Here is a 26,207-nt window from a genome sequence, read left to right as displayed (position 1 = left end):
AATTGGATGCGAGCCGAACTTCATCAGCAATCAGGCGCCCATGAAAAGTCCCAGTGCTGTGTGCGTGGCTTGAGAGAATTGGGCTCGAAAAACGTGACGCAGAACTTGAGTGGAAGCGTAATGGAAGTGTTTGATTTGGCCCATTGGAACCTATCGTCTGAAGCCATGCCTTCGCAAGCAGGCTCGCTCCATTGAGGGTTATGTGTTGAACCGGACACCGGGTTTGGCCCGTTCATCCACGGTCAACTCAAACACATCCGGGCGCGCGTAGTGGCCGACGACGTCGTAGTCGTAACGCGCACGGATCAGGTCGTCGGTGTCAATTTCGGCGGTGAGCAGTCCGCGCTCGCCGCGTAGCGGCCCGGCCAGAATGTCGCCCATCGGGCCAACGATTACGCTGCCACCGGCAATCAACGGCCGGTCCGCCGGCCAATTGGCGATCTCGACGCCCAGGGCTTGCGGCGAATCCTGAACCTGACAGGCACTGACCACAAAGCAGCGCCCTTCATGGGCGATGTGGCGCATGCTCACCTGCCACATCTCCCGCTCGTCCACCGTGGGTGCGCACCACACCTCCACACCTTTGGCGTACATCGCCGTGCGCAGCAGCGGCATCATATTTTCCCAGCACACCACCGCACCGATCCGCCCGACCTGGCTGTCGATCACTGGCAAAGTGGAGCCATCACCCTTGCCCCAGATCAGCCGTTCGGTGCCCGTGGGCATCAGTTTTCGGTGTTTGGCGACCAGTCCAGCCTGCGGGTCGAAATACAACGCGGTGCAATACAAGGTGCTGCCAGCGCGTTCGATGACGCCAATCACCAGATTGGCCCCGGTGCGCGCCGACAACCCGGCCAGCGCTTCGGTTTCTACACCTGGGACGTCGATGGCGTTGGCGAAATACCGGGCAAATGCTTCTCGACCTTCCGGCAGTCGATAACCCAGTTGCGTGCCGAACCCCTCGCCTTTCGGGTAACCACCGAGCAACGCTTCGGGCATGACCACCAGCGCCGCGCCGGTTTCAAGGATGGCGTTTTCGTACGAGAGGATTTGCTCCAGGGTCTCGGCCTTGCCGCCGGGCAGTGCGCCGATTTGCAGTGCAGCAACGATTGACTTGGGCATTGCAGTAACTCCATTCGAATCGGGTGTTGCTCATTCTCAGGCGCTACCGGATCATGAATAAAGCCCCGTTCGCTGCTGAATGATATGAACACCATGAATATCGCCTCCGTCGATCTCAACCTGCTCAAAGTCTTCGAAGCCTTGCATGAAGAATCCAGCGCCAGCCGCGCAGCGTTGCGTCTGGGCGTCACGCAGTCGGCGGTCAGCGCGGCGTTGCGCCGACTGCGCGAGGTATATGGCGATCAGTTGTTTGTGCGCACCGGCCGAGGCCTGGCGCCGACGCTCAAGGCCAATCAGCTGAAACCGGTGGTCAGCGACGCGCTGAACAAATGTCGACAAAGCCTGGCAATGGTCGATCCGGCCGCCCATCACTACGAAGGCCGTTCAGTCACGGTGGGCATGTCGGATGATTTCGAAATTGCCTACGGCCGCCGCTTGATCGAAGAGATCGCCCGTTGCGCGCCGAAGTTACGGCTGATCTTCCGCCAGACCCACAGCCAGATCGTCGCCCACGCGTTGATGGAGCGCAGCATCGACCTGGCGATCACGGCCGGCGGGTTTGCCGAACGGTTGCTGAGTCGTCAGGTATTGGGGGAAGGCGATTATCTGTGTCTGGTTGACCCGACGAGTCTGGCCGCGGGACAGCAAACCATCGACCTTGAGGAGTTCGTCACCCGTGAACATATTCTGGTGTCATCGGGTGGCTTTATCGGGATCACCGACGAAGGATTGGCCGCGTTGGGCCTGAGCCGGCGGGTATGCGCTTCGACCACGCATTTCGCAGCGTTACCGCATCTGCTCAAGGGCAGTCAGGCGGTGGCGACCATCCCGGCGCATGCCGCCCGAAGCATCGCCGCGCTCAGCGGTTTGACGCTGCTGCCCTGCCCGTTGGCATTGCCGCGTTACCCGATCGAGCTGGGCTGGCGTACCAGCACGCAGCTCGATCCGGTGGTGTTGAAAGTGCGTGAGGCGATTGTCGCGATTTTTGCGTGAAGCCGGCCTTATTTGGCCGCCATCAACCGATTGACTTCACTGCGCACCATGTTGGCGAATTCCGGAGGCGACATGCCGTCGAGTTCGGAACGCACCCACTCGGCCCATTTGCCTTTGCGCTTGGCGCGTTCGCCGAACAAGCGTGCGGCCTCGCCTTTGGCTTTGCCCAGGTTGTTCTGCCAGAGTTCGAACAGACGGGATTTCTCGTCTTCAAGCGCTGCGCGTTCGGCAAGGGGTTTGTCGGCCAGATTGAAGCTCATGGGGAGTTACCTGCTGCGTAAATAGGCGACATCTTACACTGTAGGAAGAAATGTCCTGCGCAGGATTTTTCTACGAGAGGGCCTGCGCAGGTAAAATCGCTGCAACTTTTTCAATCGCCGCAGACTCCATTGTTCACTGCCCACTCACCTGCAAGGAGTATCCCAATGGCTCGGAAAACCGCCGCACAAGCCGCCGAAGACCAAATCAAGGATCAAGCGTTCAGCGAGCTTCAGGCGCTGATCGAAGAGTCGGAAAAACTGCTGAAAAGCAGTGCCTCGCTGGTCGGTGAGGAAGCGGATACGCTCCGTGGGCAAATCGCCCAGAAACTCCAGCAGGCGCGGGACTCGGTTACCCGCGTTCGTGACCGGACATTGCCCGCGGTCGAAGCCACAGAAACCTATATCGGTGGTCATCCGTGGCAAACCGTGGCGATTTCCGCCGGTTTCGGTTTGGTTGTCGGGTTGTTACTGGGCCGACGCTAAGCCCGCGATAACACAAATTGAAATACGGTCACTGTAGGAGCCGGCTTGCTGGCGATAGCGGTCGATCAGCCAACATCTATATCGGCTGATCCGCCGCCATCGCCAGCAAGCCGGCTCCTACAGGGTCCGTGTTTTGACGCTAGATCCCGGCCAATTCCCGCAGATTAGCCAGCGTATCGGCATCCAGCTGAATACCATCAGCGCTGGACTTGGCGCGCTGATGATGGCGGCGATCACCCGGCAACCGTTTGAGCCCCACACCGTGCATCTGCCGCACCAGTTCCTGGCTGCGCTCGGCAAAACTCTGCCCGGAGGCCTTGCTCGGATCGATCACGATCAACAGTTGGCCGGTCCATGGCGTCTTGGCACCAGGGTGGTTTTTCCAGTCGAATTCGAAGGAGAAATTGCCGCCGGTCAACGCCGCCGCCAACAGCTCCACCATCATCGACAACGCCGAACCTTTGTGCCCGCCAAACGGCAGCAACGCCCCACCCTCCAGAATCGCTTTCGGGTCCTGGGTCGGCTGACCGAGGCCGTCCACGCCCATGCCCGCGGGCAAGCGCTCGCCCTTGCGTGCGGCGATCTGCACATCGCCATGGGCGATGGCGCTGGTGGCCAGGTCGAAGACAATCGGATCACCGTCCGCGCGCGGGGCGGCGAAGGCAATCGGGTTGGTGCCAAACAGCGGACGATCGGCACCGTGCGGCACCACGCAGGTCATGCTGTTGACCACGCTCAACGCCACCAGCCCTTCATAGGCGAACGGCTCGACGTCCGGCCACAACGCTGCGAAGTGATGGGAATTGCGAATCGCCAACACCGCGATCCCGGCGCTGCGGGCCTTTTCTACCAGCAAGGCGCGTGCGGCGGCGAGCGCCGGTTGGGCGAAGCCATTGCCGGCGTCGACCCGGACAAAACCCGAGGCCACGTCTTCAACCACCGGCACGGCCTGGCCATTGACCCAGCCGCTTTTCAGCGTCGACACGTAACCGGGAATGCGGAACACGCCATGGCTGTGGGCGCCATCACGTTCGGCACCGGCGCAGTTGAGGGCCAGTGTCCTGGCGACCTCGGCGGAGGTGCCGTGACGAACGAAAATGCGTTCGAGCAAAAGGACGAGAGAATCAAAATCCAGGGTCGAGTTGGCCGAACTGACTGCCATTTCAGGCGAAGCGGTCATCTGAAGCTCCAGTGTTATTTTTAGAGGCGGGCGACAGGTCGATTAAGCGCTTTTTTACCGGCTTCCTGTCAAGTCTCTCGCGCAAGCAATATGTACCGCACCCCGCCTTTTCCCGCCCCCTATTGTTGCCCCTCGACCCAACGAGCTGCGCTGAACACCGCCGCAGTCCATCGAGGAAACATCATGACGACACCTGCACTGCCGTATTTTTTTGACGAAGCCTTGTCTGCATCCACTGCCGGGCTACTCGGCGAACGGGAAACCGCGCTGGGCTTTACCCTGGACGATCTGAACTGGTTGAATACGGTTTACAAGCCGACCCAGGCAGCCCGCAAAACCCATGAAAAACCGATGCAGGCCTTCCAGTTGCTGCTGTCTTTGCCCGGCAAGGCCGGCATTCCTTTGGCCGGTGCCTTTGCCATGAGCCGGCCCAATAATGGCGCGGTCACGCTCTTCACACCGTGCAAAGGCTTGATCAAATTCGCGGGCATGGCCGACCTCAAAAGCAAACTCAAAGAATGGTTGGCACAGGCCACTGAAAAAAGTGAACTGTTGCGCTTCCACTCCATCGAACAACGCCTGCCCTTGGCCGCCGCCGCTGCACTCGATATCTCCACTCAAGAAATCGAAGGCGCGGTATTCGAAGATCAGGAACTCACGCTCAAGCAACAGCAGGAGCAAAACATCAAGGCGATGGCGGACGAGTTGGTCAAGATGCCCACCTTGCAGTCAATGCTGGACGACCTCCTCAAGCACACGTTGTCCAAGCCATTCCCCAAGCTGGACCAGCGTCTGACGCGGCTGAAAAGTTTTGTCAGTACGGATTCTGCGTTTGATCACCGTGGAACGCCCCATGGGATTGCAACGCTGCCACTGAGCGAGGCCCTCCTGCATTTTTACCTGACGAATCAGTGGCCGGCGGGCGCCTCCAGGGTGTTTACCCATCCCGAGCACGCCACCAGCAGTAATGCCGATAACCAGACCTGGGAAAGCGCCGTAAAAAAAATCGCGCAAGGTTTTACGCCTCACCTGCAGGGCCTGCTCGAGACGTTCTGGGACTCGCTCATGAGCAATGGCTTGTCGCGCCGGGCTTTTTTCACCGAGGGCCTGCAAGACACTTTTCACGCGAGGCTGTTAAACCAGCACCAGCAGGGCACTTTGACGACAGAGCAATACCTGCGACTGATGAGTGTCAGCCTCGCACCGGCCGCGAACGATCCCCTTCGCATCGAAAAAGTGCGGTTCACCGCCCCCTTCAAACAATTCGCAGAGCTTGCCTCGACCTTGATGATCGGCGGCGCGAACACACTGGGTTTCCTGTACAGCCCCTCCCGCGGCATCGAGGCCACAAGCAACCTGCCAGCAGTGAAAAAAATCGCCCTGCAAATGCTCAACAGCGAAGGGCATGAAGACACGCTGCTCAAGTTCATGTCATTGAACGAACGCAGCACGTTTCTTGGACTGACGCTGAACGATCGGGTGATCGTCGGTGACCCCATCGTCGGCCCGGTGTTTGCACGCGTGATGACTGACATCATTGATAAACAACGGCAAAACCTCAGCCATGCCTTGAGCCGTTACCGTGAAAGCGAAGGCACGCTGGACCCTCACGCCTTGCTCGACAATGCCCTGGACGTCCGGGCATTGATCGATCCCCGCTTGCTGCTGCCTGAAGCCGTGGGACGCTGGAGCACTCGACCGGACCATGGCGTGAATGCGCGGCCGGCCACCGTGCGCGCCGAGTCGGCCAAACAGGAGCTGTCGCTGCTGAGCTCGGTCGAACAGGCGCTTGATCAAGTCCTTGAAAAACACCCGGTCATTCCCGCAACAACCCGCACGTTCGCCGCGGCGCAAAGCCTCGTCAGTTCATCATTGGCAGGTTTGAAATCGAGTGTTACCCACACACTGTCAACGGCACTGCGAAGTGAATTGAAGCTTCGCTCCGTCTCACGCACCCTGGGTGCGGCGGAACAGGCGATCATCAAAACCGTTCTCGATACGCCTACACGCGCGGACCGAGCGGCATTGAACGGTTTTTTACCGGAGGTCTTTTCCTTGGCGTTGAAGGCCGGCACCGCCGCAACCCCACTGAAACTGGCCAGCTGTTTTGTCCTGACTGAGCGGGGCGGCCTGGATCCGCTGCACTCAGGCAAGGCCATTCTGTGGACGCCGGCACTGGGCTTTGAAGCCTTCAAGGCACTGATGCCGCTAAAGGAAGAGCTCGAGCGACGCCTTAAAGACGAAAATCATCGTTCCATGCTTCTGGAAAACCTCGGTCGTAGCGAGCGATCGCCAGGCAGGGCCTACACACTGGCGCCCCTGCAACAGGTCCATGGGCATTTTCTCGACAATGTGCAAAGGCCCTTTGTTGATCTGGACCAGACCTTCGTCACCCGCGCGCTGACCACCCCGCTCTCCCCCGTGCCGCTGGCCAGTCTGCTGAATCTGGTGGCCCTGCGTGAGCCGATGACCGGGCTGAATCGTGCGACCGACATTGCCCAGTCCCTGATCACCCAGCAAAAACTGCCGGCCTGGCTGGCCAAGGCGCCAATCAAAGAGCTGATCCTGCATGGCGAATTGCTTCAGCAATATCTGCACAACGTCAAAGACGACCGGGACTACCTCACCGGCATCCGCTCATTGCAGTGCACCGCCCACGATGAACTGGAAAAACAACTCAAGGCCGACGACTTCAACATTGATCCGGACAAGGTCCAGGTCGAGATCAGCGCCAGCCCCTGGTCTGCGTCCAGCAAACAAACCCTGACCGATTTTGCGTTGGTTCACCTCAAGGACCTGGACACTGTCTTGCTCAAACTGACGTCGCTGGACACCACGGTCATTCCAGAGGGCATGGACGAACGCTACATCAAAGACCTGATACGCAATCTGAAACCGGGTGAGCATCAGCAAAAAATACTCAGCGCGGCCCTTGCCGACACCGTGGCAAACGCGGATCGCAGGCAGCGTTTTTACACGCAACTGCCCTGGCAACTGATGCACCACGCTCACGTGGAAAAACTGCAGGAACGCCTGAGCGAAACCGGGTTCGATCTGATCCGCCAGGTCATGGACATGCCAGACGCCGTCGCCCGTGCAGCCGTCGACGGTGCCCACGCGATCATCCGGCCCCTGGAGTTTCTCGGTGTCAGGAGCGGACAAACCGTCAAAGTGCCGGGCGTCTATCTGATCGGTTCATCGGCCGACAGCACAGGGCCGCAGGTGCTTGTCGCCCCTCACAGTCCACGGCACGGGATCAAGGAATATCAAAGCGAAACCCAGCTGCTGACAGAACTGAAGACGCGCGGCGCACTGCTCGATTGGGTGCTCATGAACCTGCCGCAACCCGAGCGGATCTTGCTCGAAACCCGAATGGGAACGCGCAGCAACCGGGCTGCAAGAGCCGCACCTGTGGCCACGGGCAATACCGATGCCGACGTCACGCTGGCGTCCAACCCGATCAAGGGGCACCTGTTCGGGCACTTGTTCCATGACAATGCCGCGTTGCTGGGCCGGTTGCTCGGTTGCCAGTCCGATAACCAAAAGCAGAGTGCATGGGCAACCATCAAGCACGTTCTGGGCGAAGACCTGCACGAGGCATATTCGTTTTTCATGGGCAAACTCGCCTACCCCGTCACGGTGTACCACAGCTACCTTGACATCAAACAATCCGCCGAAGACCTGCAAACGCACAAATGGGGCGCGGCCCTCAGGGAATTCATCAGCGGCATTGCTCAACTCGCTACGTTGCGCCAATCGCTGGACACTCACGCGCCGCCGACTTCCACGCCAGCCGCACCGACACCGGAAAAACCCGAAGCCACCTGCAAATGGCAAGACATCAAGGTCACCTCCCCCGAGCGCACAGGCTTGAAGCGTCATGAAAGCCTCCACGTCGACCTGGGTTCACTGAAGCCTGATTCAACGCCCGGGCTCTACGCGCACCCGACGACCAAACAACTTTACGGGCCGGTGGAAGGCAAAGTGTTTCCGGTGACCAAACGCGGCACCCGCTGGCGCATCGCCGACACACAGACGCTCGGCCCTTATCTGCGGCAAAACGAATCGAAACAATGGGTGCTCGACCGGGAAACACCGAAGCCACAGTTCGGCCTTATCCGTCGGCTGGATGCTCTGGCAGCAGCTTGGGAAGGCATGAACATCGACGCCCATGGAATGCCGCAAATACGACGGGTTTTCCCGCAAAAGGCTCGTCAGATCGACGAAGCGCTGGACCAGGCAACGACCTATGCCTGGAACAGCTTTCGAAACCTGCAATTGCTGAAGACATCCGACGACAAAACCACCCCCGTGCATCAACTCATCAAGCGTTTCATTGATGTGCCTGAAGTGTTGCCCGCGCATGTCGAGAAGCTGGAAAAGGTCGTGGGCGACATGTTTGCCGCGCTGCTGGACCCTACACTAAGAAACACCAAGTCCGATCGTTTTGTCGTCGGCCGGGTAATTGAAGGCGTAAACAGTACATTCGGTTTTATCGTTCCCATCGACGCACAGAAGAAAATCTATCTGGCAGAAAGATTCTTCGATCCGGGTTTCGACATTTACCGCTCACATCTTTCCGACACTGCTTTCCCGATTAACACGCATGCCCGGGCGATAACGCTCCTGCATGAGCTTTCCCATATTGCCTGTAAAACCGAGGACATTTCCTACCTGGACCCTGGCAGGCCCTTCGCCGAGCTGATCGGCACAGCTAGCGTGACCGCTACTGATCTCAAGAATGCACTGACCACCCTTCAGGACACCGCACTGTCGCTCAAGACACCTTACACACAACTGTTCATGACCCAGGATCCCGACACCGGCGAGTGGGAAGACCCGGGAAGTTCAACTTTTGAAAATACCGATCGGGTAAAAACGCATATCCTTTCGTTGACCGGTGCAGACAACCTGAGTGGTGCTCGCGAGACCTTCAAAAGAGACTCACTGAGTCGGCTGGCGGTACAACTTGGAAATGCCGACAGCGTGGCCTGGTTAATCAGTCATCTCGGACGCGAACTGCACGTCAATACACCTTGACTCCAGAAAATAAACAGCCGTTTGATGGGTAAATGCCATGACGGCTGTTCTCGCAGACTGCCCTCAAGGTTAGAATGCAGGAAATCAGGATGAGTCAATGACCGACACCCCTCTCTCGCAAGCCCAATATGACGCCATCACCGATGCCGCTGCGCACTGGTGCATGCGTTTGCATGCCACCGACTGCACGGCCGAGGAACGGCAAGCATTCGAACAGTGGCATGACGCTGATCCACTGCATGCGTTCGAGTACGAGGCCATGCTGGAAATTTGGGATGTCGCGGGAGATTTGCCTCGTCCAGAAGCCGTCATGCCCGTCGCTCGCCTCCAACCCACAACGCCCTGGCGCACGTTCGGCATCGCTGCCGCCGTGTGTGCCCTGGCGCTGCCACTGGCGGCTTTTAGCGGGTGGAGCCTGGGCTGGATTCCCAACTCGTACCAGCATTTCGAAGCCAGCAATACGGTCCGTCAGGTCACATTGAGCGATGGTAGCCAGGTCGAATTGAACCTTGGCACCGAGCTGACCTACAGCAATTACAAGGATCAGCGTCGCGTCAGCCTGGAAAAAGGCGAAGCTTTCTTCAGAGTCAGCCACGACGCGAACCACCCTTTTATCGTTCGGGCAGCGGAAGGCAGAATCCGGGTCACCGGCACCCAGTTCAATGTCTGGATGTACGAGGATCAGGTACGCGTCAACCTGATCGAAGGTTCGGTTCTGGTCAGTAGCAACAATGACCTGCCGGGTGATGGCCTGCGGCTTGAGCCATCGATGCAGGCGCGCTACAAACACGGTGACTTCACGCCGCAAATCAGCCAGACCTACGCCAATGACAGCTCACTGGCCTGGCGTCGCGGCAAACTGGTGCTCGATAACCTGGCGCTGTCCGAAGCCCTGCCATTGATCAATCGCTACCTGAACACCCCGGTAATGGTCGCCGACAGCAGCACCGGCGCAATCCGCCTCGGTGGCATCTACAACATCAAGGAACTCAACAGCCTTGTGGCGACGCTGCCCAAGGTGTTGCCGGTCTACCTGACCCGCAACAAGGACGGTAATCCGGTCCTCAACTCCATGCCGCAGCAACCGCCTAAAAGCTGAAGGCCGCAACCCTTGCGGGGTGCGGCCTTCTTTCTGAACTCAAACTCTGTTCGATTTACTGTTTGGCCACCTTCGCGGCTTTTTCATCCTGCTCGCGAATTGTCTGTGCCTGGTACTGCGGGTCCGAAGTGATCTGCTGTTCGGTGAACGGCAACACACTCAACTGTTTCTTCGAGAAGGCCAGCGTCTGATCGTTGGCGTGTTTCGAGGCCGGGTCACTGGACAACGAGAACGCCAGCAGCCCTTTGGCCTGCGGTCCCTTGTCGTCGAACGTCACTACTTGCAAATAGCTGGTGCCACTGACCACTTCGCGTTTGCCGTCGGTTCTCGGCACGCTCTGAATTGCGTTATACACGCCCAGGGTGCCCGGTCCGCCGTGAATCGGCGTCTGCTGGCCACCGCTGCTGACCACCTGGATATCGCCCCAGCGGCTGTCCGTCTTGAGCCCCGACGTGTTGACGGATTCCACCGACGCCAGCATCGCCTCGCGCACAGCCTTGGCAACTTCCGGCCGATCGACCGCCAGGCCGCGAGGCGTGTGTTGCGGGTCTTTCGGATCAAACACCACACGCCAGACATCAGGCGCTTCCTGCAGCGCTTCCATGACGTTCTGGAAATGTACAAACCCCACGCCGCTGTCCAGATTCGCGCTGCGGTCCCAGGCCTTCAGACTGGCACACAGCGGTGTGAGCGTCGGCGCATCGGCGCCCAGGTCTTCAGCGCAGAATTTCAACAAATCCGGCATGACTTGAGTCGCCTGGAACACCTGATCGTCCATCACCATCTGTTGCAGATCGGCCGCAGCAATCGGGCCAGCCTTGTTCAGTGTGCCCAGGCGATCCAGGGCAAAACGTGAGCGCAGGCCCAACGGCTGGCTGTCCTGGCTGATCAGTGGCGAGAAACCGGTGAGCGGTTGTGCCGGGTTGGCCATCCACGCCGAATCGTTGGAGTGCTGCACAAAGTCCTTGCGCAACAGCTGCGGTAATTTGTCCGACGCATAAATGCCTTTTTGCGCCGCTGTCGGGTCGATGTCCCAGGCACAGGCGCTGTTCGAACCGTCGAGCACGATCATCTGCAACCCGACTCGTGGATCGCTGCACGCGGCCAGTTTGTCGGCACTGACGTTCGGTACCACCGACAGGTTCATGTACAGCGTCTGCCCCTGATCGTCCGCCGCCAGGGTGTTGACCCACGGGATGCCCTGGATCTTGTGAACCGATGCCTGCAATTCCTTGAGGCTGACCGCACGATTCATCGCGTACCACTGCTGCAACACCCGGTCGTTATCGAGGTTGGCATCGCGCAGGCTGTAGGCGAACTGGTTATCCCAGTCCAGTTTTCCCGGCCATTGCACGATCGGGCCGAATTGCGAGCTGTAGACCACGCGAGAGACCGACCGGGTCTGCCCGTCAGGCTGTTTCACCTTCACGGTCACGGTCTGCTGCTTCATCGGCAGCGACTTGCCGTCGAGCAGATAGCGGGTCGGGTCCTTCGGATCGAGTTGCAGGCGGTACAGGGTGAAATGCTTGGACGAGTCCACGGTGTGGGTCCAGGCCAGGTGTTGGTTGAAGCCGATGTTGATCATCGGCAAACCGGGCAGCGCGGCGCCCATCACATCGAGTTTACCGGGGATGGTCAGGTGCATCTGATAGAAGCGCATCCCGCCGACCCACGGAAAATGCGGGTTGGCCAACAACATGCCACGGCCGTTGAAGGAACGCTCACTGCCCACCGCGACTGCGTTGCTGCCGCGATCCAGCGCGAAGCGTTGAATGCGCGCAGCGGCTACCTGGAATTGCGCCGAGGCCTGCGTATTCTGCGCAACCACTTTGGGTGGCGTGGCACCGGCCAGCGCTTCGGCAAACTGGCCGACGCCGCCTTCGACCAGCAGGCGCCGCGTCAACTTGACCAGGTCCTGCGCGGCAATGTCCCGCACCCATTCGCCCTGGCATTGCTGCGGCAAACCTTGCGTGCGACGTTCCGCCAGCGAGCGGTTGTAACCCGCCACATACCCTTCAATGAGGTCGCGGACTTCCGGCGTTTGTGCCTTCCAGAACGCAGCGACAGCTTGCGGCGTATTCAACCAGTTGAAAAACACGTCGCTGACCTGGTTTTCGCGCTCTTCGACCGTGAACTGCTCCGGGCCGAAATAGCGTGAACGCTCGCCGTTCACCGTGGTGATCTCATTGGCCAGCAGGCACAGATTGTCCTGCGCGTACGCGTAGCCAATGCCGTAGCCGAGGCCACGCTCGTTGTCGGCACGAATATGCGGCACGCCGAAGCTGGTCCGGCGGATATCGGCCGTCGCCGAAGCATCCGGCTGGCTGCGCGCGTGTGCCGCAAGACTCAAGCCCACCAACACGGCGGCAAGGCTCAATCGGGTTAACTGCCTGGTAATAATCACACTCGCTCCTGATCCAAATGCACGCAAATAGCCCTTGTAGGAGCGAGGCTTGCCCGCGAAGAGGGGGTATCAGTCACACTTATGTTGGCCAAGACTCCTTCTTCGCGGGCAAGCCTCGCTCCTACAGGAACGAAATTCATGACAAAAATTTAGGCCGTTGGAGGGCGTTTCTGCGGGGGTTTACAAGCTTCTGACGTGATGGCGACAAAATTTCTACATCTGAGCCTTCATGATTTGAATGGCTCATACGTCTTATTGAGTAAGAGCACCCAACACATCTTTCCGGTTCAGGCTCTGAAAAGGAGATTTTGCATGTACAACTCGCAACTGCCAACGGACGGTAGCACTGCGCCAATGGGCACTTCCATGGGCTCAGGCCTGTTCACCCCGCGTACCGAACGTCACGGCAACGAACGGATCCGGGTGCTGCTCAAGAGCTTCGGCCTGCGCACCAGCCTGATCCGCCTGAAAGTCATCGATGCCTTGCTGACCGCCGCCGAAAGCGATCGCAGCCTGGGTGTGCGCGGCGTCCACAGTCACCTGCTGGACCTGGATATTCCGCTGTCCTTTCTCAGTGTGCGCGAAGTGTTGAAACGCTTGTGCAGCGAAGGCGTGATCACCCTGAACCCGGACAAAAGCTACAGCTTGCACCCGCAGGCGTTCGCCGCATTGCACGGCGAATAACCTGCCCGTGGTGCGTCGCTCAGGGCTTGACCTTGCGACGCATCACGCCATTGATCACCACCACGATCACCGCCACGCCAATGGCGATGTACTGGAACAGTTTTTCGCTGATGACCCCGGCATTCTGCAAATACGAAAGGCCAAACATGATCCCCAGCACCACCAGGGAGATCAGAATCGAGTATTTCAAACGTTGCGACTGGGTCATTGCCCTTTTCCTTAAACAAAAAGCTTAAACGTAAGGTGAACCTGAAAAATGTATCGGGTTTGTATCCGAATGCATGCCAAGCCACTACCGTTTTCCGGGGATGGGGCGCTGCAAACGGGGTCTCATGTTACAGCCGATGAAGCCTTTTGGCTTCATAGCGGCGATAACCATGAGGATTTTGAAATGTTCCGTCGAATCACACTGCTGATTCCCCTGCTGGCCATACTTTCCCTGAGCGGCTGCATTATTTTCCCCCACGGCGGATGGCACGGCGGCCACCATTACGACGACCGTGGCGGACCGGGCTACTACCAACACCGTTAGGGTTTTTCAGCGGCCTGAATGTTCTTTGACAAAGCCATTTCCTGGCTGCGCGCAAAGCTCAACCATCCAGTCGACAAACACCCGTACCCGCCGCGACAGCTGACGGTGAGGAGGATAGAGCGCCGCCAACGGCATCCCCGGTGGCGGCACTTCCCTCAGCACCTCGACCAGATTGCCCTCCTTCAATTGCCTGGCCACGTGATAGTACGGGGTCTGGACCAAACCATACCCCGCCTCACACGCTGCCAGATAACCGTCGGCGCTGTTGACCGCCACGTGCTTGGCCAGATTGATCGGTTGTATCTGGCCATCGACCACAAACTCCAGTCCAAAACGTTTGCCGCTGTGGCTGGAAACGTACTCCACCATTTCATGCCCCTCCAGATCGGCCAGGCACTGCGGCGTCCCGTGGCGTTGCAGATAACCGGGACTGGCGCAGGTGACCTGATCCAGCATGACCAGCGGCCGCGCCACCAGAGAATCGTCCAGTGACGATCCGCCCCGAAGCACGCAATCGACGCCCTCGCGAATCAGGTCCACCGGCCGGTCATTCAAACCGATTTCCAGCTCGATCAAGGGATAACGGGCCGTGAACTGCGGCAAGGCCGGGATCACGATCAGGCGCCCCACCCCCGCCGGCATGTCCACGCGCAACAAACCCTTGGGGTTGTGGCGCGCCGCGGAGAACACCGCTTCGGTTTCCTCCAGGTCCGCCAGCAAACGCACGCAACGCGGGTAATACGCAGCCCCATCGAGCGTCAGGCTGATCTGCCGAGTAGTGCGTTGCAGCAACTGCACGCCCAGATGTGCCTCCAGTTGTTTGATCAGAATGGTCACCGAGGCGCGAGGCAATTGCAGGCTGTCTGCCGCTTTGGCAAAGCCTCCCAGCTCGACGATCCGGGTGAATACGCGCATGGCGTTGAATCGATCCATTGTGCTGTCGTACCGGCTGATTGTTTAGAAATTACTAATAGTGATAGCAGTTTTAGCCGGTTTATCTGGATTCTGTCGAGGTTAACAATGGGCTTCACATTCACAGGGAGCTGATTTCATGCAAACACGTCAATTGGGAAAAAACGGTCCGCAGGTCAGCGCGATCGGTCTGGGCTGCATGGGCATGACCGATTTCTACACCACCGGCACGGACACCCGCGAAGCCACGGCCACCCTGCATCGCGCGCTGGAGCTGGGCATCAACCTGCTCGACACCGCCGACATGTACGGCCCGCACACCAACGAAGAACTGATCGGCAAAGCCATCGCCGGCAAGCGTGATCAAGTGTTTCTGGCGAGCAAGTTCGGCATCGTCCGCGATCCGGCGAACCCGACCGCCCGAGGGGTCGACGGACGCCCGGAATACATCCGCGCCTCTATCGACGGCACCCTCAAACGGCTCGGCGTCGAAACCCTCGACTTGTACTACCAGCACCGCATCGACCCGCAAGTGGCCATCGAGGAAACCGTCGGCGCCATGGCCGAACTGGTCAAGGCCGGCAAGGTGCGTTACCTGGGCCTGAGCGAAGCCTCGGCTGCGACGCTGGAGCGGGCGCACCAGGTTCATCCGATCAGCGCGCTGCAAAGCGAATATTCGTTGTGGAGCCGGGATCAGGAAGACAATGGCTGCCTGGCCGCGTGCCAGCGACTGGGCATTGCCTTTGTTCCTTACAGCCCGTTGGGTCGGGGCTTTCTGACGGGCGCACTGAAAAGCCCGGACGATTTTGCAGCGGACGACTACCGTCGGTTCAGCCCGCGTTTTCAGGGTGACAACTTCGCGAAAAACCTGTTGCTGGTGCGGCAAGTACAGGACCTGGCGGCGGAAAAAGGCGTGACGGCGGGTCAACTCGCGTTGGCGTGGGTGCTGGCCCAGGGTGATTACGTGATCCCGATCCCCGGGACCAAACAGCGTAAATACCTGGAAGAAAACGTGGCAGCGCTGGAAATCAAACTTGGCCGCGAAGAGTTGCACGCGCTGGAAGCGATCTTCCCGGCGAATGCCACCGCCGGCTTGCGTTACCCGGAAGAAATCCTGAAGTTGCTCGACCGTTAACCTGCGTCTGGCCCGTTCAATTGCCTGAACGGGCCAGGGCAATCCAGCCGTCCGTCACCTCCCTCCGTTCTAGCACGATCGTACCTAAAGCTCGACTTGAGCCAGCCGATAGCCCTTTGAAGCGTCCAGTTTCATACCGATACTCACAATAAGATCGCTGCTCAAAAGGACCCGGCCCCATGCCCGCATTCCGCACTATTCAGGCTCGCTACACGCTGTTTCTGGTCCTGTTCATTCTGCTGCTGTCCATTCTCACCGTGGTTGGCATCAGTCAACTGGTCGCGCCGAAGCTGCGCCACACCGAAGAACAAGTCGCGCTCAATCGCATCGCCGAAGTGGCCGAACAAATCCAGGGCGAACTGAACAAGGTTCAGGCGCAGCAGCGCAGCATCACCCAGACCATCCCCCTGCTCGACAGCGCCGCCATCGACACGGTCCTGCCGGGCCTGGTCGATCAGTACGGCGAACTGAAAGTCTTCGGTGGCGGCATCTGGCCCCTGCCCGGCCAGCGTGAAGCCGGGCGCAACAAGTTCAGCACGTTCTGGCATCGTGATGCCTCGGGCAAACTGGCGGTCAATACCTTCTGGAACAGCGACGCCGCGCCTAACTATTACGACCAGAGCTGGTACAAGGGCGGCATGCAAACCCCGCGCGGGCAATGCGCCTGGGCAGCGGCCTATAAAGATGACGCCAGCGCCGAGCCACGCACCAACTGCGCCATGGCGATCCAGAAAAACGGCGCAGCCTACGGCGTGTCGACCATCGACGTGACCCTGGGCTTCTTCAACGACCTGGTGGCGCGCAAGGAAAAAGACCTCGGTGCCGAAATGCTCATCGTCGAGGCCGACGGCAAGATCATCAGCAACAGCTCGCGCATCAGCGGACCGATCGTGCTGAAGAACATCAGCGAACTGGCCGGCAACTCACCTTTCGCCAGCCAAGTGAAGGCCGGCCTGCAAAACCGTGATCAGGCGCAGCGGGTCGAGTTCGACAACAAAGGCGAAGCCAGCACCTTCTTCATGCGCCCTATCGAAGGCACGCCTTGGTTCCTCGCCACTGCCCTGCCGACCAAGCTGATCACCGCCCAGCGCGACGATGTGCTCAGCACACTGAGCCTGCTGCAAATCCCGATGGTGATCCTGCTGGTGCTGTTGCAAATCTATGCGATCCGCCAACTGATCCAGCGCATGAAAGCCCTGAAGGCCAATATCGACGCGCTGTCCGCCGGTGACGCCGACCTGACCAAACGCATCACCATTCGTGCCGAAGACGAGCTGGGCGCCATTGGCCACTCGGTCAACGCGTTCATCGCTTACCTGCAAAACATGATCGGCGAAGTCACCCAGGCCACAGGCGCCATGGCGTCCAGCCTCGACAACCTGCAACGCACCTCTGCGCATACCAGCCAGATTCTGGTGCGCCACGCTTCGGAAACCGATCAGACCGTCACCGCCATTACCGAAATGAGTTCGACCGCCGAAAGCGTGGCGCAGAACGCAGCCGAAACCGCCGCTTTCACTCAACGCGCCAACGAAAACGCCGACCGTTCGCGGGTCGTGGTGGGTGAAGCGTCCAGCAGTGTGATTGCGTTGATCGACGAAGTGGCCAGCGCCACCCATAAAGTCGAAAGCATGCAGCAGGATGCCCAGCGCATCACCGAAATCCTCGGGGTGATCGGCGCCATCGCCGGCCAGACCAACTTGCTGGCCCTTAACGCGGCAATTGAAGCGGCGCGTGCCGGTGAGCAAGGTCGCGGCTTTGCGGTGGTGGCCGACGAAGTCCGCGCCCTCGCCGCCCGCACCCAGGCCAGCACCTCGGAAATCAACGAGATGCTCACGCGCCTGACCCAAGGTGTCAGTTCGTCGGTCAGCGCCATGGAAAACACCCAGGCCAGCTGCCAGTCAGCGGCCGATGCCACGGCGCGGGTCAACACCGGGCTGGACGAAATGGCCGGTTCCGTCAGCCACATCAATAGCCTCAGCACCCAGATCGCCACCGCCGCCGAACAGCAAAGCGCGGTGACGGAGGAGATCAACCGCAGCATGGTGCAGATCCGCCACATGGTGGATGAACTGGTGAAGAGCGGTCAGGCCAGTGAGCTCAATACCCGGCAGTTGCTGGAAGCCAATAGTCGCGTGAGTGCGATTATGGGGCGGTTCAAAGTCCGCTGATTAGCTGAAGGCTTTTGTGTACATATCCATTGTTTTGGTGATGGCTGATATGGGTTTCGCCCTTACGGCGAGTCACTTGGAAGAGCCCCAAGTAACCAAGGGCTCTTGCCCCTTTCGTTCGGTGCCTCGCTGTGGCTCGGCATGCCCTCGCTCCGGTCCTGCTCCGTGGGCCCGCCGCCATCGGCCATCCCTGGCCGGGGGCGGCTAACCCGGCATCCATGCCGGGTTGCCCACTGCGCAGAACCTCCACTCGGCCTCTCGAGGGGGCGCTCAGATCAAAAGCGGAAGGCGAGCTAACGCTCGGCCTGATGAGTGGTGAAAAGCGAAAGCGTATGGGATTCCCTGTAGGAGCGAGCCTGCTCGCGAAAAGCGTGTAGGCACCGCATTCATTCAGACAACCCGCGTTATCGTTGGCGTCCATCGCCAGCAAGCCGGCTCCTACAAGGGAAATGCACATGCGTTTGGATAAATACGATCAACTGTAGGAGCCGGCTTGCCGGCGATGGCATCCGTCCAGCCAATACATACGTTGACTGATCCACCGCCATCGCCAGCAAGCTGGCTCCTACAAGGGAAATGCATAGGTGTTTGGATAAATACGATCAACTGTAGGAGCCGGCTTGCTGGCGATGGCATCCGTTCAGCCAATAGATACGTTGACTGATCCACCGCCATCGCCAGCAAGCTGGCTCCTACAAGGGAAATGCATAGGTGTTTGGATAAATACGATCAACTGTAGGAGCCGGCTTACCGGCGATGGCATCCGTTCAGACAATAGATACGTTGACTGATCCACCGCCATCGCCAGCAAGCTGGCTCCTACAAGGGAAATGCATAGGTGTTTGGATAAATACGATCAACTGTAGGAGCCGGCTTACCGGCGATGGCATCCGTTCAGCCAATAGATACGTTGACTGATCCACCGCCATCGCCAGCAAGCTGGCTCCTACAAGGGAAATGCATAGGTGTTTGGATAAATACGATCAACTGTAGGAGCCGGCTTGCTGGCGATGGCATCCGTCCAGTCAACAAATATGTTGGATGACCCACCGCTATCGCCAGCAAGCCGGCTCCTACAGGGAATCCCATACGCTTTTGATTTTCACCACTCATCAGGCCGAGCGTTAGCTCGCCTTCAGCTTTTGATCTGGCTTTTGAGGTGCACGCCCCCTCGAGAGGCCGAGCGCAGGTTCTGCGCAGTGGGCAACCCGGCATGGATGCCGGGTTAGCCGCCCCCGGCCATGGATGGCCGATGGCGGCGGGCCCACGGAGCAGGACCGGAGCGAGGGCATGGCGAGCCTTAGCGAGCCACCGAACGAAAGGGGCAAAAGCGCTTGGTTACTTGGCGCTTCTCCAAGTGACTCGCCGTAAGGGCGAAACCAATAGCCGCCGTTACCGCAGAAACGGATATGTACACCAACCAAAGCCCGTGCAACCCAGAATCCCCCACAACCCCAGCATTAATTCGAAACAATCTCGCCGCTCTTTACCGGCTAAAGTAGTCAAAATGCCTCTTTTTTTGACCGCCATCCGAGTCGAGATCCCTCCATGCGAACCCATCTGCGTCTGGTCGCCCTGAGCGCCCTGTTCATTTCTTCCCTGGCCCAGGCCGCCGACCTCATCCCCATCGAAGTCCACCGCGACGCCAACTGCGGCTGCTGCAAAAAGTGGATCAGCCACCTGGAGGCCAATGGCTTCAAGGTCGAGGATCACGTCGAAGCCAACATGAGCGAATTCAAGCAACAGCACGACGTGCCGCCACGCCTGGCGTCCTGCCACACCGGTTTGATCAATGGCAAATTCGTCGAAGGCCATGTCCCGGCCGATCAGGTGCTGGCCTTGAGCAAGCGTGACGATCTATTGGGCGTGGCCGCGCCCGGCATGCCGATGGGTTCGCCCGGCATGGAAATGGACGGCATGAGCGACGCCTATCAGGTGATCGGCCTGAAAAAGGACGGCGCTGACGTGGTGGTGGCGGACTACCCTGCCGCCCATTGATGTCTGCGGCGTACATCGGGCTGTTTTTCGCCGCATTCGGTGCGGCGACCCTGCTGCCGTTGCAGTCCGAAGCGGTCCTGGTGGGGCTGTTGCTCAGCGAGCAGTACTGGCTCTGGTCGCTGCTGGCGGTCGCTACTTTGGGCAACGTGCTCGGCTCGCTGCTGAACTGGTGGCTGGGTCGCGGTATCGAGCGGTTTCGCGACCGGCGCTGGTTTCCGGTCAGCCCACGCCATCTGGACAAGGCCCGTATTCATTATCAGCGCTACGGTCATTGGTCGTTGCTGTTGAGTTGGGTGCCTGTCATCGGTGACCCACTGACGCTGGTGGCCGGCGTCATGCGCGAACCGCTGGGGCGCTTCCTGCTGATCGTGACGCTCGCCAAAGGCGCCCGTTACGGCGTGCTGGCCCTGGCGACTTTGGGCTGGATCGGTTGAACCATCACCCGCCGCGATTGCCTGTGCTTAATGCCACCCTAATCAGGCCGATCCAGCATCGCCGATTTCCTCTGGAGTCCATCCATGCCCCTCGCACGCTCCCGCTGGCTGCCCAGCCTGCTGCTGACCGCCGCACTGCCGGCCATCGCGGCCGAAGGTCCGGAATATGGCCCTGAACTGCAAGGCTTCGAGTACCCCTATACGGTCAAGCATTTCGCCTTTGAATCCCAGGGCCAGTCCCTGCAAATGGGCTACATGGACGTCGCCGCGCACGGCAAGGCCAATGGGCGCAGCATCGTGCTGATGCATGGCAAGAACTTCTGCGGCGCAACCTGGGACACGTCGATCAAGACCTTGAGCGACGCCGGTTACCGGGTCATCGCGCCGGACCAGATCGGTTTCTGTACCTCCAGCAAACCGGACAACTATCAGTACAGCTTCCAGCAACTGGCGGCCAACACCCAACAACTGCTCAAAGCCCTCGGCATCCAGAAAGCCAGCCTGCTCGGGCATTCCACGGGCGGCATGCTCGCCACCCGCTATGCGCTGCAATATCCCGAGCAGGTCGAACAACTGGCGCTGGTCAACCCAATCGGTCTTGAAGACTGGAAAGCCCTCGGCGTGCCATATCGCACGGTGGATCAATGGTACGAGCGTGAACTCAAGGTGACGGCGCAAGGCATTCACGACTATCAGCGCAGCACCTATTACGACGGCCGCTGGAAACCCGAATTTGACCGCTGGGTAGACATGTACGCGGGCATGGCCAAAGGCCCGGGCAAAACCCGGGTGGCGTGGAACTCGGCGCTGATTTACGACATGATCTTCACCCAGCCGGTGTACTACGAGTTCAAGGACCTGAAGGTGCCGACGCTGTTGCTGATCGGCACTGCCGACTCCACGGCGATCAACAAGGACATCGCCTCACCCGAGGTCAAAGCGAAAATCGGGCACTACGACGTACTCGGCAAACAGGTGGCGAAACTGATTCCTCACTCGACGCTGGTCGAATTCCCCGGCATGGGCCACGCGCCGCAAATGGAAGAACCGGCAAAATTCCACCAGGCCCTGCTCGCCTGGCTGAACAATTCCAACCCCGTTCATTGATGAGGTAAGGCGGATGGCTGTGCAGATTGCGGTACTCGATGACTGGCAGGATGTGGCGCGGCAGGTAGTGGACTGGTCGGCGCTGGACGCCATCGGCCAGGTGAGTTTCATCCATGACTACCCGGCGGATAACGAAACGCTGGCAGCACGACTGGCCGGGTTTGAAGTGATCTGCGTAATGCGCGAGCGCACCCGATTCGATGAAGACCTGCTGCGTCGACTACCGACCCTCAAACTGCTGGTCACCGGCGGCATGCGCAATGCTGCCCTCGACCTGAAAGCCGCTGCCGCGCTTGGCATTCAGGTCAGCGGCACCGACAGTTACAAACACGCCGCGCCGGAACTGACCTGGGCGCTGATCATGGCCGCCACCCGCAACCTGGTCGTGGAAGCCAACGCCCTGCGTGCAGGTAAATGGCAACAAGGGCTGGGTGGCGACCTGCACGGCAAGACCCTGGCGATTCTCGGTTTGGGCAGTATTGGCCAGCGAGTCGCCCAGTTTGGCCAGGTGTTCGGCATGCGGGTAATCGCCTGGAGCGAAAACCTCACGGCCGAACGCGCCGCCGAAGTCGGTGTGACCTACGTCAGCAAGCAAGAGTTGTTCGAACAGGCCGACGTGTTGTCGGTGCATCTGGTGCTCAGCGACCGCAGCCGCGGCTTGGTCGATGCACAGGCGCTGGACTGGATGAAACCCACCGCGCTGCTGGTCAACACGGCTCGCGGGCCGATTGTCGATGAGGCGGCGCTGATCAAGGCGTTGCAAAAACGTCGGCTGGCCGGTGCGGCGCTGGACGTGTTCGAGCAGGAACCCTTGCCGGCTCATCACCCGTTCAGGACGCTGGAGAATGTGCTGGCGACGCCGCATGTCGGGTACGTCAGCCAGCAGAATTACCATCAGTTCTTTTCGCAGATGATCGAAGACATTCAGGCCTGGTCAGCCGCAGAGCCGATCCGGTTGCTTAGCTGATACCGAGTCATCGTTCATCGCCGGCAAGCCGGTCTCGCTCCCACAGTTGATCCCATTCCCCTGTGGGAGCGAGCCCGCTCGCGATGGCCGCACTACAGATCTAACTGGCCTTCCCCGCGACAAACGCCGCCGTCACATAAGGCACCGTCACCACGTCTTTACCCGGCAGTTCGGGCTCGGTAGCGATCAGCGCGCGTATCTGCTCATCCACCTTCGCCCGTTCCACCGCCGATAAGGCCGCCACAAAACGATCGCTGACGAGCATAGCGCCTCCATTTGCGCGTTCCTTGAAAAGACCGCCATAAAGAAATGAATAATTGTTCACCCTGCGGTGTTCATGGCAGCGAAGACTCATCATTTCGGCCTGCGCGATAACACCTTGCGTTGCATGTTGCCGGGGCGTGGTTGAACTGAAACGAATAAACCAGTGGAGATCATCCATGAATACCCGTCTTGCTGTTTTTACCGTTCAGCTACTGCTCGCCTTTGCGTTGTCCGCTACCCTTGCATTGGCCCATGGTGAAGATGACGCACCGGCCAGGCCCAACTGCCCGAAAGGCCAGGTCTTAGACACCAGGTCGCAGAAATGCGTGAAGCAGACCAGCGGCGAGGTATCCGATGCCGACCGCACCGTTTACGCCTATCGGTTGGCAAAGGACGGACGCTACGAGGAAGCCCTGGCACTGCTCGACACGCTGAAAGAGCCCGACACCGCCAAGGCGCTCAACTATCGCGGCTACGCTACGCGTAAACTGGGGCGCACCGACGAGGGCATCGGTTACTACCTGCAATCGGTCAAACTCGATCCGCAGTACGCGCAAGTCCGCGAGTACCTCGGCGAGGCTTATGTGATCAAGGGACGGCTGGATCTCGCCCAGGAGCAGTTGCAGCAGATAAAATCGATCTGCGGCAGCACCTGCGAGGAGTACCAGGACCTGGCTGAAGCCATTAACGATTCATCGAAAACCTGACAGGACGGAGGTCGCCATCGCCAGCGATCAGGCAATACGGGCAGAGCTGGGCCAGCATCTGGCGCGTTTATGGCGCTATGGCCTGCTGCTGTCCCGGCAGCGGCATGTCGCTGAAGACCTGGTGCAGGCCACCTGCGTGCGGGCGCTGGAGCGTGCCGGGCAATTTGTCCCCGGTAGCCGCATGGACCGCTGGCTGCTGAGCATTCTGCATTCGATCTGGCTCAACGAAGTGCGCTCGCGCCGGGTGCGTCAGGGCCAGGGGCTGGTGGATGCCGACAATGCCTTGTCGTTCGACGGTGAACACGCCGCGCAAACTCACGTGCTCGCCACGCAGGTGATTCGGCGCGTCGATGCGCTACCTGAAGCACAACGCGAAACGGTATTTCTGGCCTACGTGGAGGGCCTGTCCTATCGCGAAGTCGCCGAAGTCCTGGACGTGCCCATCGGCACAGTCATGAGCCGCCTGGCCGCGGCGCGGGCGAAACTGGCCGAGTACCCGCCCTTGCACGCGGTGTCGAACCCTTCCACTGGAGAACGTCGATGAACGATCACACGATGCCTACGGACGAGCAACTGGTGGCCTACCTCGACGACCAACTCGATAGCGATCAGCGCTCCCGCATCGACGCAGTCATCGCCGAAGACTCGATGCTCAACCTGCGCCTTCAATGGCTGGCCCGCAGCAACCTGCCATTCAGGGCCGCCTACAACGAACTGGCGCAACAGGCGCCCGTGGACCGCCTGCAAGCGATGCTCGACACCTTGCCCTCGCCTGCCCGGCCCGCGATAAATCGGCGCAGGTTCCTCGCGGCGGCGGCCGGCCTGGTGGTGAGCGGCGTGCTCGCGGACCGGTTGTTCCTTGGCTGGCAGGCGAGCCAGCACAAATCCAGCTGGCGAGGGCTGGTGGCGGACTACATGTCGCTCTACGTGCCGCAAACCCTGGAACACTTGCCCAGCGACGAAGCCACTCAGCGCGCGCAACTGAGCACCATCGACGCACGCCTGGGGCTGCGCCTTTTGCCGGGGCAACTGAGCCTGCCACGCGTAGAGCTCAAACGCGCACAAATCCTCGAATACGACGGCATGCCCATCGCCCAGATTACGTATCTGGACCCCTCGCACGGCCCCATGGCGTTGTGCGTCACCCGCTCAAACAGCGGCAGTCGGCACTTCGCCCACGAGCGTAGGCACGGAATGAACGTGGTGTATTGGGCGGACATGGAACATGCGTGGATGCTGATCGGGCACAACCCGGCGTCGGAGCTGGAGGAAATGGCGAAGTTGGTTAAAAGCCGGCTCAGCGCGTGACCTGTAGGAGTCGGCTTGCTGGCGATGGGGCCATCAGACATTGCGTTGAATTCAAGAACGCCATCGCCGGCAAGCCGGCTCCTACACAGGTTTTGCGGCGGTCATCAGGTCGGGGTTGGCAGCCATAGACGGAACCGTGCGCCGCCCAGCGGAGACGGTTCGACGGTGAGCGTGCCGCCCTGTGCCTCCAGCGCCCGGCGGCTGATCGCCAATCCCAGACCAAAGCCGCCCGTCGCCCGATCGCGACTGCGATCCAGTCGATAAAACGGCTCGAAAATCCGCTCGCGCTCGTCATCTGGAATGCCGATTCCATCGTCATCGACCCAGATTTCACAGCCCTTGGCACAGACCTGAACCCCGATCTGAATACGCTTCTCGCAGTAGCGCATCGCGTTGCGCAGCAGGTTCTGAATCGCCCGTGCAGTCAGCCGGGGGTCGAGTGTGAAGCGATCGAGCTGACCGTGAAGCAGCACGTCGATCACGATTTCAGGGGATTCGAGCTCCTCGTCGACACTGCCCAGAATGCTGTCGATGAACTCATCCAGCGACACTTCTACCTGTTCCGGTAACCGGGCCGGGTTTTGCAGGCGGCTATAAGACAGCAGCTCCAGCACCAACTCATCCAGTTCACGAATGTGCGCGACCAGTCCTTGCAGGCGCTCCCGACTGGCAGCCGGCAAATCGTCGGACAGTGCCAGCGCGAGGCCAAAATCCAGGCGGGTCAGCGGTGTGCGCAGTTCGTGAGAAACGGCGTTGAGCAAATCCCGCTGCTGGTTCAGCAGGTTTTCGATATCGCCGGCCATGGTGTCGAAAACGTTGGCCAGGCTGCCGATGTTGGAGTGGGTGGGGATCTGTGTGCGCTCGCTCAAATGCCCCTTGCCGAAGCGTTCAGCCGTGCCTTTGAGCCGCTCCAGGTCGCGCCAGTGTGGGCGCAGCCACAGCAACAGGCACGCGAGCATGGTCGCGCCGATCAGCACGTTGATGCTCCAGTACAGCAAATTCACGTCCAGCGGGTCCGGCGGCACGACCATTTGCACGACGGTTTGCGAGTTCAACGGTGCCACCGCCAGCGTGCGCCAGCCCCAGTCGCCGATGCGCACGACGTTCTCGCCACGCTGCAAACGTTTCTGTTCCGACAGGGTCAGGCCGTCATCGTCATTGCGGCTCAGGACGATGTGCAGCGGGTTGAATTCCTTGTCCATCTCGGCCGCCAATGCCGGCCACTGCGCTTCGGGCACGGCGTGAAACTGCTTGACGATCAGCGACTGCAACCCGCGCGAGTAATCGAGGTTGTAGGTGACAAAGCGCTCCTGGAAGACCTTGATCACCACGTCCGGCACCAGATAGATCGCCGCGCTGTACGAAATGATCGTCACCAGGTACAGGCGAAAGAGGATTCTGAACATC

General features: G+C 59.8%; 22 protein-coding genes and 1 pseudogene. 15 read left to right on the top strand and 8 right to left on the bottom strand.

Annotated features, from left to right (window positions below; genetic code table 11):
* Positions 1-198 precede the first annotated feature (198 nt).
* Complete coding sequence (locus tag ACYZUC_RS04400) at positions 199-1,122, bottom strand: carbon-nitrogen hydrolase family protein (RefSeq protein ID WP_461993848.1); 924 nt, start codon at positions 1,120-1,122, stop codon at positions 199-201.
* A gap of 84 nt (positions 1,123-1,206) precedes the next feature.
* On the opposite strand from ACYZUC_RS04400, the gene ACYZUC_RS04395 reads away from it, so the two are divergent.
* The gene (locus ACYZUC_RS04395; protein WP_461993846.1) at positions 1,207-2,115 is read left to right on the top strand and encodes a LysR family transcriptional regulator; all 909 of its coding nucleotides are present in this window, start codon (positions 1,207-1,209) and stop codon (positions 2,113-2,115) included.
* A gap of 8 nt (positions 2,116-2,123) precedes the next feature.
* Here ACYZUC_RS04395 and ACYZUC_RS04390 read toward each other — a convergent pair whose 3' ends face one another.
* Positions 2,124-2,375 carry a hypothetical protein gene (locus tag ACYZUC_RS04390; RefSeq protein ID WP_007937833.1) on the bottom strand — a complete coding sequence of 84 codons (252 nt, stop codon included), beginning with the start codon at positions 2,373-2,375 and terminating at the stop codon, positions 2,124-2,126.
* A gap of 165 nt (positions 2,376-2,540) precedes the next feature.
* On the opposite strand from ACYZUC_RS04390, the gene ACYZUC_RS04385 reads away from it, so the two are divergent.
* Positions 2,541-2,858, top strand: coding sequence for an ElaB/YgaM/YqjD family protein (locus tag ACYZUC_RS04385; RefSeq protein WP_008029950.1), 318 nt, complete (start codon positions 2,541-2,543; stop codon positions 2,856-2,858).
* A 139-nt stretch (positions 2,859-2,997) separates the two neighbouring features.
* Here the strand turns inward: ACYZUC_RS04385 and ACYZUC_RS04380 are convergent, their stop codons facing one another.
* Positions 2,998-4,038, bottom strand: coding sequence for an Ldh family oxidoreductase (locus ACYZUC_RS04380; protein ID WP_461993843.1), 1,041 nt, complete (start codon positions 4,036-4,038; stop codon positions 2,998-3,000).
* Between the two features lie 183 nt (positions 4,039-4,221).
* Between ACYZUC_RS04380 and ACYZUC_RS04375 the strand changes: the two genes are divergently transcribed.
* Positions 4,222-9,078, top strand: a complete 4,857-nt coding sequence (locus ACYZUC_RS04375) for a dermonecrotic toxin domain-containing protein (RefSeq protein WP_461993841.1) — start codon at positions 4,222-4,224, stop codon at positions 9,076-9,078.
* 97 nt (positions 9,079-9,175) lie between these two features.
* Complete coding sequence (locus ACYZUC_RS04370) at positions 9,176-10,177, top strand: FecR family protein (RefSeq protein WP_461993840.1); 1,002 nt, start codon at positions 9,176-9,178, stop codon at positions 10,175-10,177.
* A 55-nt stretch (positions 10,178-10,232) separates the two neighbouring features.
* On the opposite strand, the gene pvdQ is transcribed toward ACYZUC_RS04370, so the two are convergent.
* Entirely contained in the window at positions 10,233-12,581 is a 2,349-nt protein-coding gene (gene pvdQ / locus ACYZUC_RS04365) for a bifunctional acylase PvdQ (protein WP_461993838.1), read from the bottom strand.
* Between the two features lie 312 nt (positions 12,582-12,893).
* On the opposite strand from pvdQ, the gene ACYZUC_RS04360 reads away from it, so the two are divergent.
* Positions 12,894-13,265, top strand: coding sequence for a fe2+ zn2+ uptake regulation protein (locus tag ACYZUC_RS04360; RefSeq protein WP_461993836.1), 372 nt, complete (start codon positions 12,894-12,896; stop codon positions 13,263-13,265).
* Positions 13,266-13,284: 19 nt separating this feature from the next.
* Here the strand turns inward: ACYZUC_RS04360 and ACYZUC_RS04355 are convergent, their stop codons facing one another.
* A complete protein-coding gene (locus tag ACYZUC_RS04355; RefSeq protein ID WP_008024801.1) occupies positions 13,285-13,473 on the bottom strand; it encodes a hypothetical protein in 189 nt (62 codons plus the stop codon).
* Between the two features lie 183 nt (positions 13,474-13,656).
* Here ACYZUC_RS04355 and ACYZUC_RS04350 point away from each other — a divergent pair, with 183 nt between their 5' ends.
* A complete protein-coding gene (locus ACYZUC_RS04350) occupies positions 13,657-13,797 on the top strand; it encodes a hypothetical protein (protein ID WP_461993834.1) in 141 nt (46 codons plus the stop codon).
* A 6-nt stretch (positions 13,798-13,803) separates the two neighbouring features.
* Here ACYZUC_RS04350 and ACYZUC_RS04345 read toward each other — a convergent pair whose 3' ends face one another.
* On the bottom strand, positions 13,804-14,730 hold the full coding sequence (locus ACYZUC_RS04345) for a LysR family transcriptional regulator (protein ID WP_461993832.1): 927 nt from the start codon (positions 14,728-14,730) through the stop codon (positions 13,804-13,806).
* Positions 14,731-14,848: 118 nt separating this feature from the next.
* On the opposite strand from ACYZUC_RS04345, the gene ACYZUC_RS04340 reads away from it, so the two are divergent.
* The 6 genes from ACYZUC_RS04340 (at position 14,849) to ACYZUC_RS04315 (ending at position 22,521) form a co-directional block, all read left to right on the top strand.
* Entirely contained in the window at positions 14,849-15,844 is a 996-nt protein-coding gene (locus ACYZUC_RS04340) for an aldo/keto reductase (protein WP_192227079.1), read from the top strand.
* Between the two features lie 179 nt (positions 15,845-16,023).
* Positions 16,024-18,015 carry a methyl-accepting chemotaxis protein gene (locus tag ACYZUC_RS04335; protein ID WP_192416251.1) on the top strand — a complete coding sequence of 664 codons (1,992 nt, stop codon included), beginning with the start codon at positions 16,024-16,026 and terminating at the stop codon, positions 18,013-18,015.
* Positions 18,016-19,563: 1,548 nt separating this feature from the next.
* Entirely contained in the window at positions 19,564-20,013 is a 450-nt protein-coding gene (locus tag ACYZUC_RS04330; RefSeq protein WP_461993830.1) for a DUF411 domain-containing protein, read from the top strand.
* Positions 20,013-20,447 (top strand): YqaA family protein, encoded by a 435-nt coding sequence (locus tag ACYZUC_RS04325; protein ID WP_192227077.1) that lies wholly within the window; start codon positions 20,013-20,015, stop codon positions 20,445-20,447. The genes ACYZUC_RS04330 and ACYZUC_RS04325 overlap by 1 nt, the downstream gene beginning before the upstream one ends.
* Before the next feature lie 84 nt (positions 20,448-20,531).
* The gene (locus tag ACYZUC_RS04320) at positions 20,532-21,554 is read left to right on the top strand and encodes an alpha/beta fold hydrolase (protein WP_461993828.1); all 1,023 of its coding nucleotides are present in this window, start codon (positions 20,532-20,534) and stop codon (positions 21,552-21,554) included.
* 13 nt (positions 21,555-21,567) lie between these two features.
* Positions 21,568-22,521, top strand: a complete 954-nt coding sequence (locus tag ACYZUC_RS04315; RefSeq protein ID WP_461993826.1) for a D-2-hydroxyacid dehydrogenase family protein — start codon at positions 21,568-21,570, stop codon at positions 22,519-22,521.
* Positions 22,522-22,621: 100 nt separating this feature from the next.
* Here the strand turns inward: ACYZUC_RS04315 and ACYZUC_RS04310 are convergent.
* Positions 22,622-22,777: pseudogene (locus ACYZUC_RS04310) on the bottom strand (class I SAM-dependent methyltransferase); the annotation flags it as partial.
* Between the two features lie 184 nt (positions 22,778-22,961).
* Between ACYZUC_RS04310 and ACYZUC_RS04305 the strand changes: the two are divergent.
* From ACYZUC_RS04305 to ACYZUC_RS04295, 3 genes are read left to right on the top strand one after another with little or no spacing between them, the layout of a single operon-like run.
* Positions 22,962-23,492 carry a tetratricopeptide repeat protein gene (locus ACYZUC_RS04305; RefSeq protein ID WP_461993825.1) on the top strand — a complete coding sequence of 177 codons (531 nt, stop codon included), beginning with the start codon at positions 22,962-22,964 and terminating at the stop codon, positions 23,490-23,492.
* Between the two features lie 46 nt (positions 23,493-23,538).
* Complete coding sequence (locus ACYZUC_RS04300; protein ID WP_461996818.1) at positions 23,539-24,036, top strand: RNA polymerase sigma factor; 498 nt, start codon at positions 23,539-23,541, stop codon at positions 24,034-24,036.
* A complete protein-coding gene (locus ACYZUC_RS04295; protein WP_461993823.1) occupies positions 24,033-24,800 on the top strand; it encodes an anti-sigma factor family protein in 768 nt (255 codons plus the stop codon). Before ACYZUC_RS04300 ends, ACYZUC_RS04295 begins: the two co-directional genes overlap by 4 nt.
* A 104-nt stretch (positions 24,801-24,904) precedes the next feature.
* Here the strand turns inward: ACYZUC_RS04295 and ACYZUC_RS04290 are convergent, their stop codons facing one another.
* Entirely contained in the window at positions 24,905-26,206 is a 1,302-nt protein-coding gene (locus tag ACYZUC_RS04290) for an ATP-binding protein (RefSeq protein ID WP_461993821.1), read from the bottom strand.
* Position 26,207 lies beyond the last annotated feature (1 nt).

The sequence above is a fragment of the Pseudomonas sp. GT1P32 genome, assembly GCF_054897805.1.
Note: the sequence above shows the minus strand (reverse complement) of the source record. Positions and strands in the feature narration are given on the sequence as shown.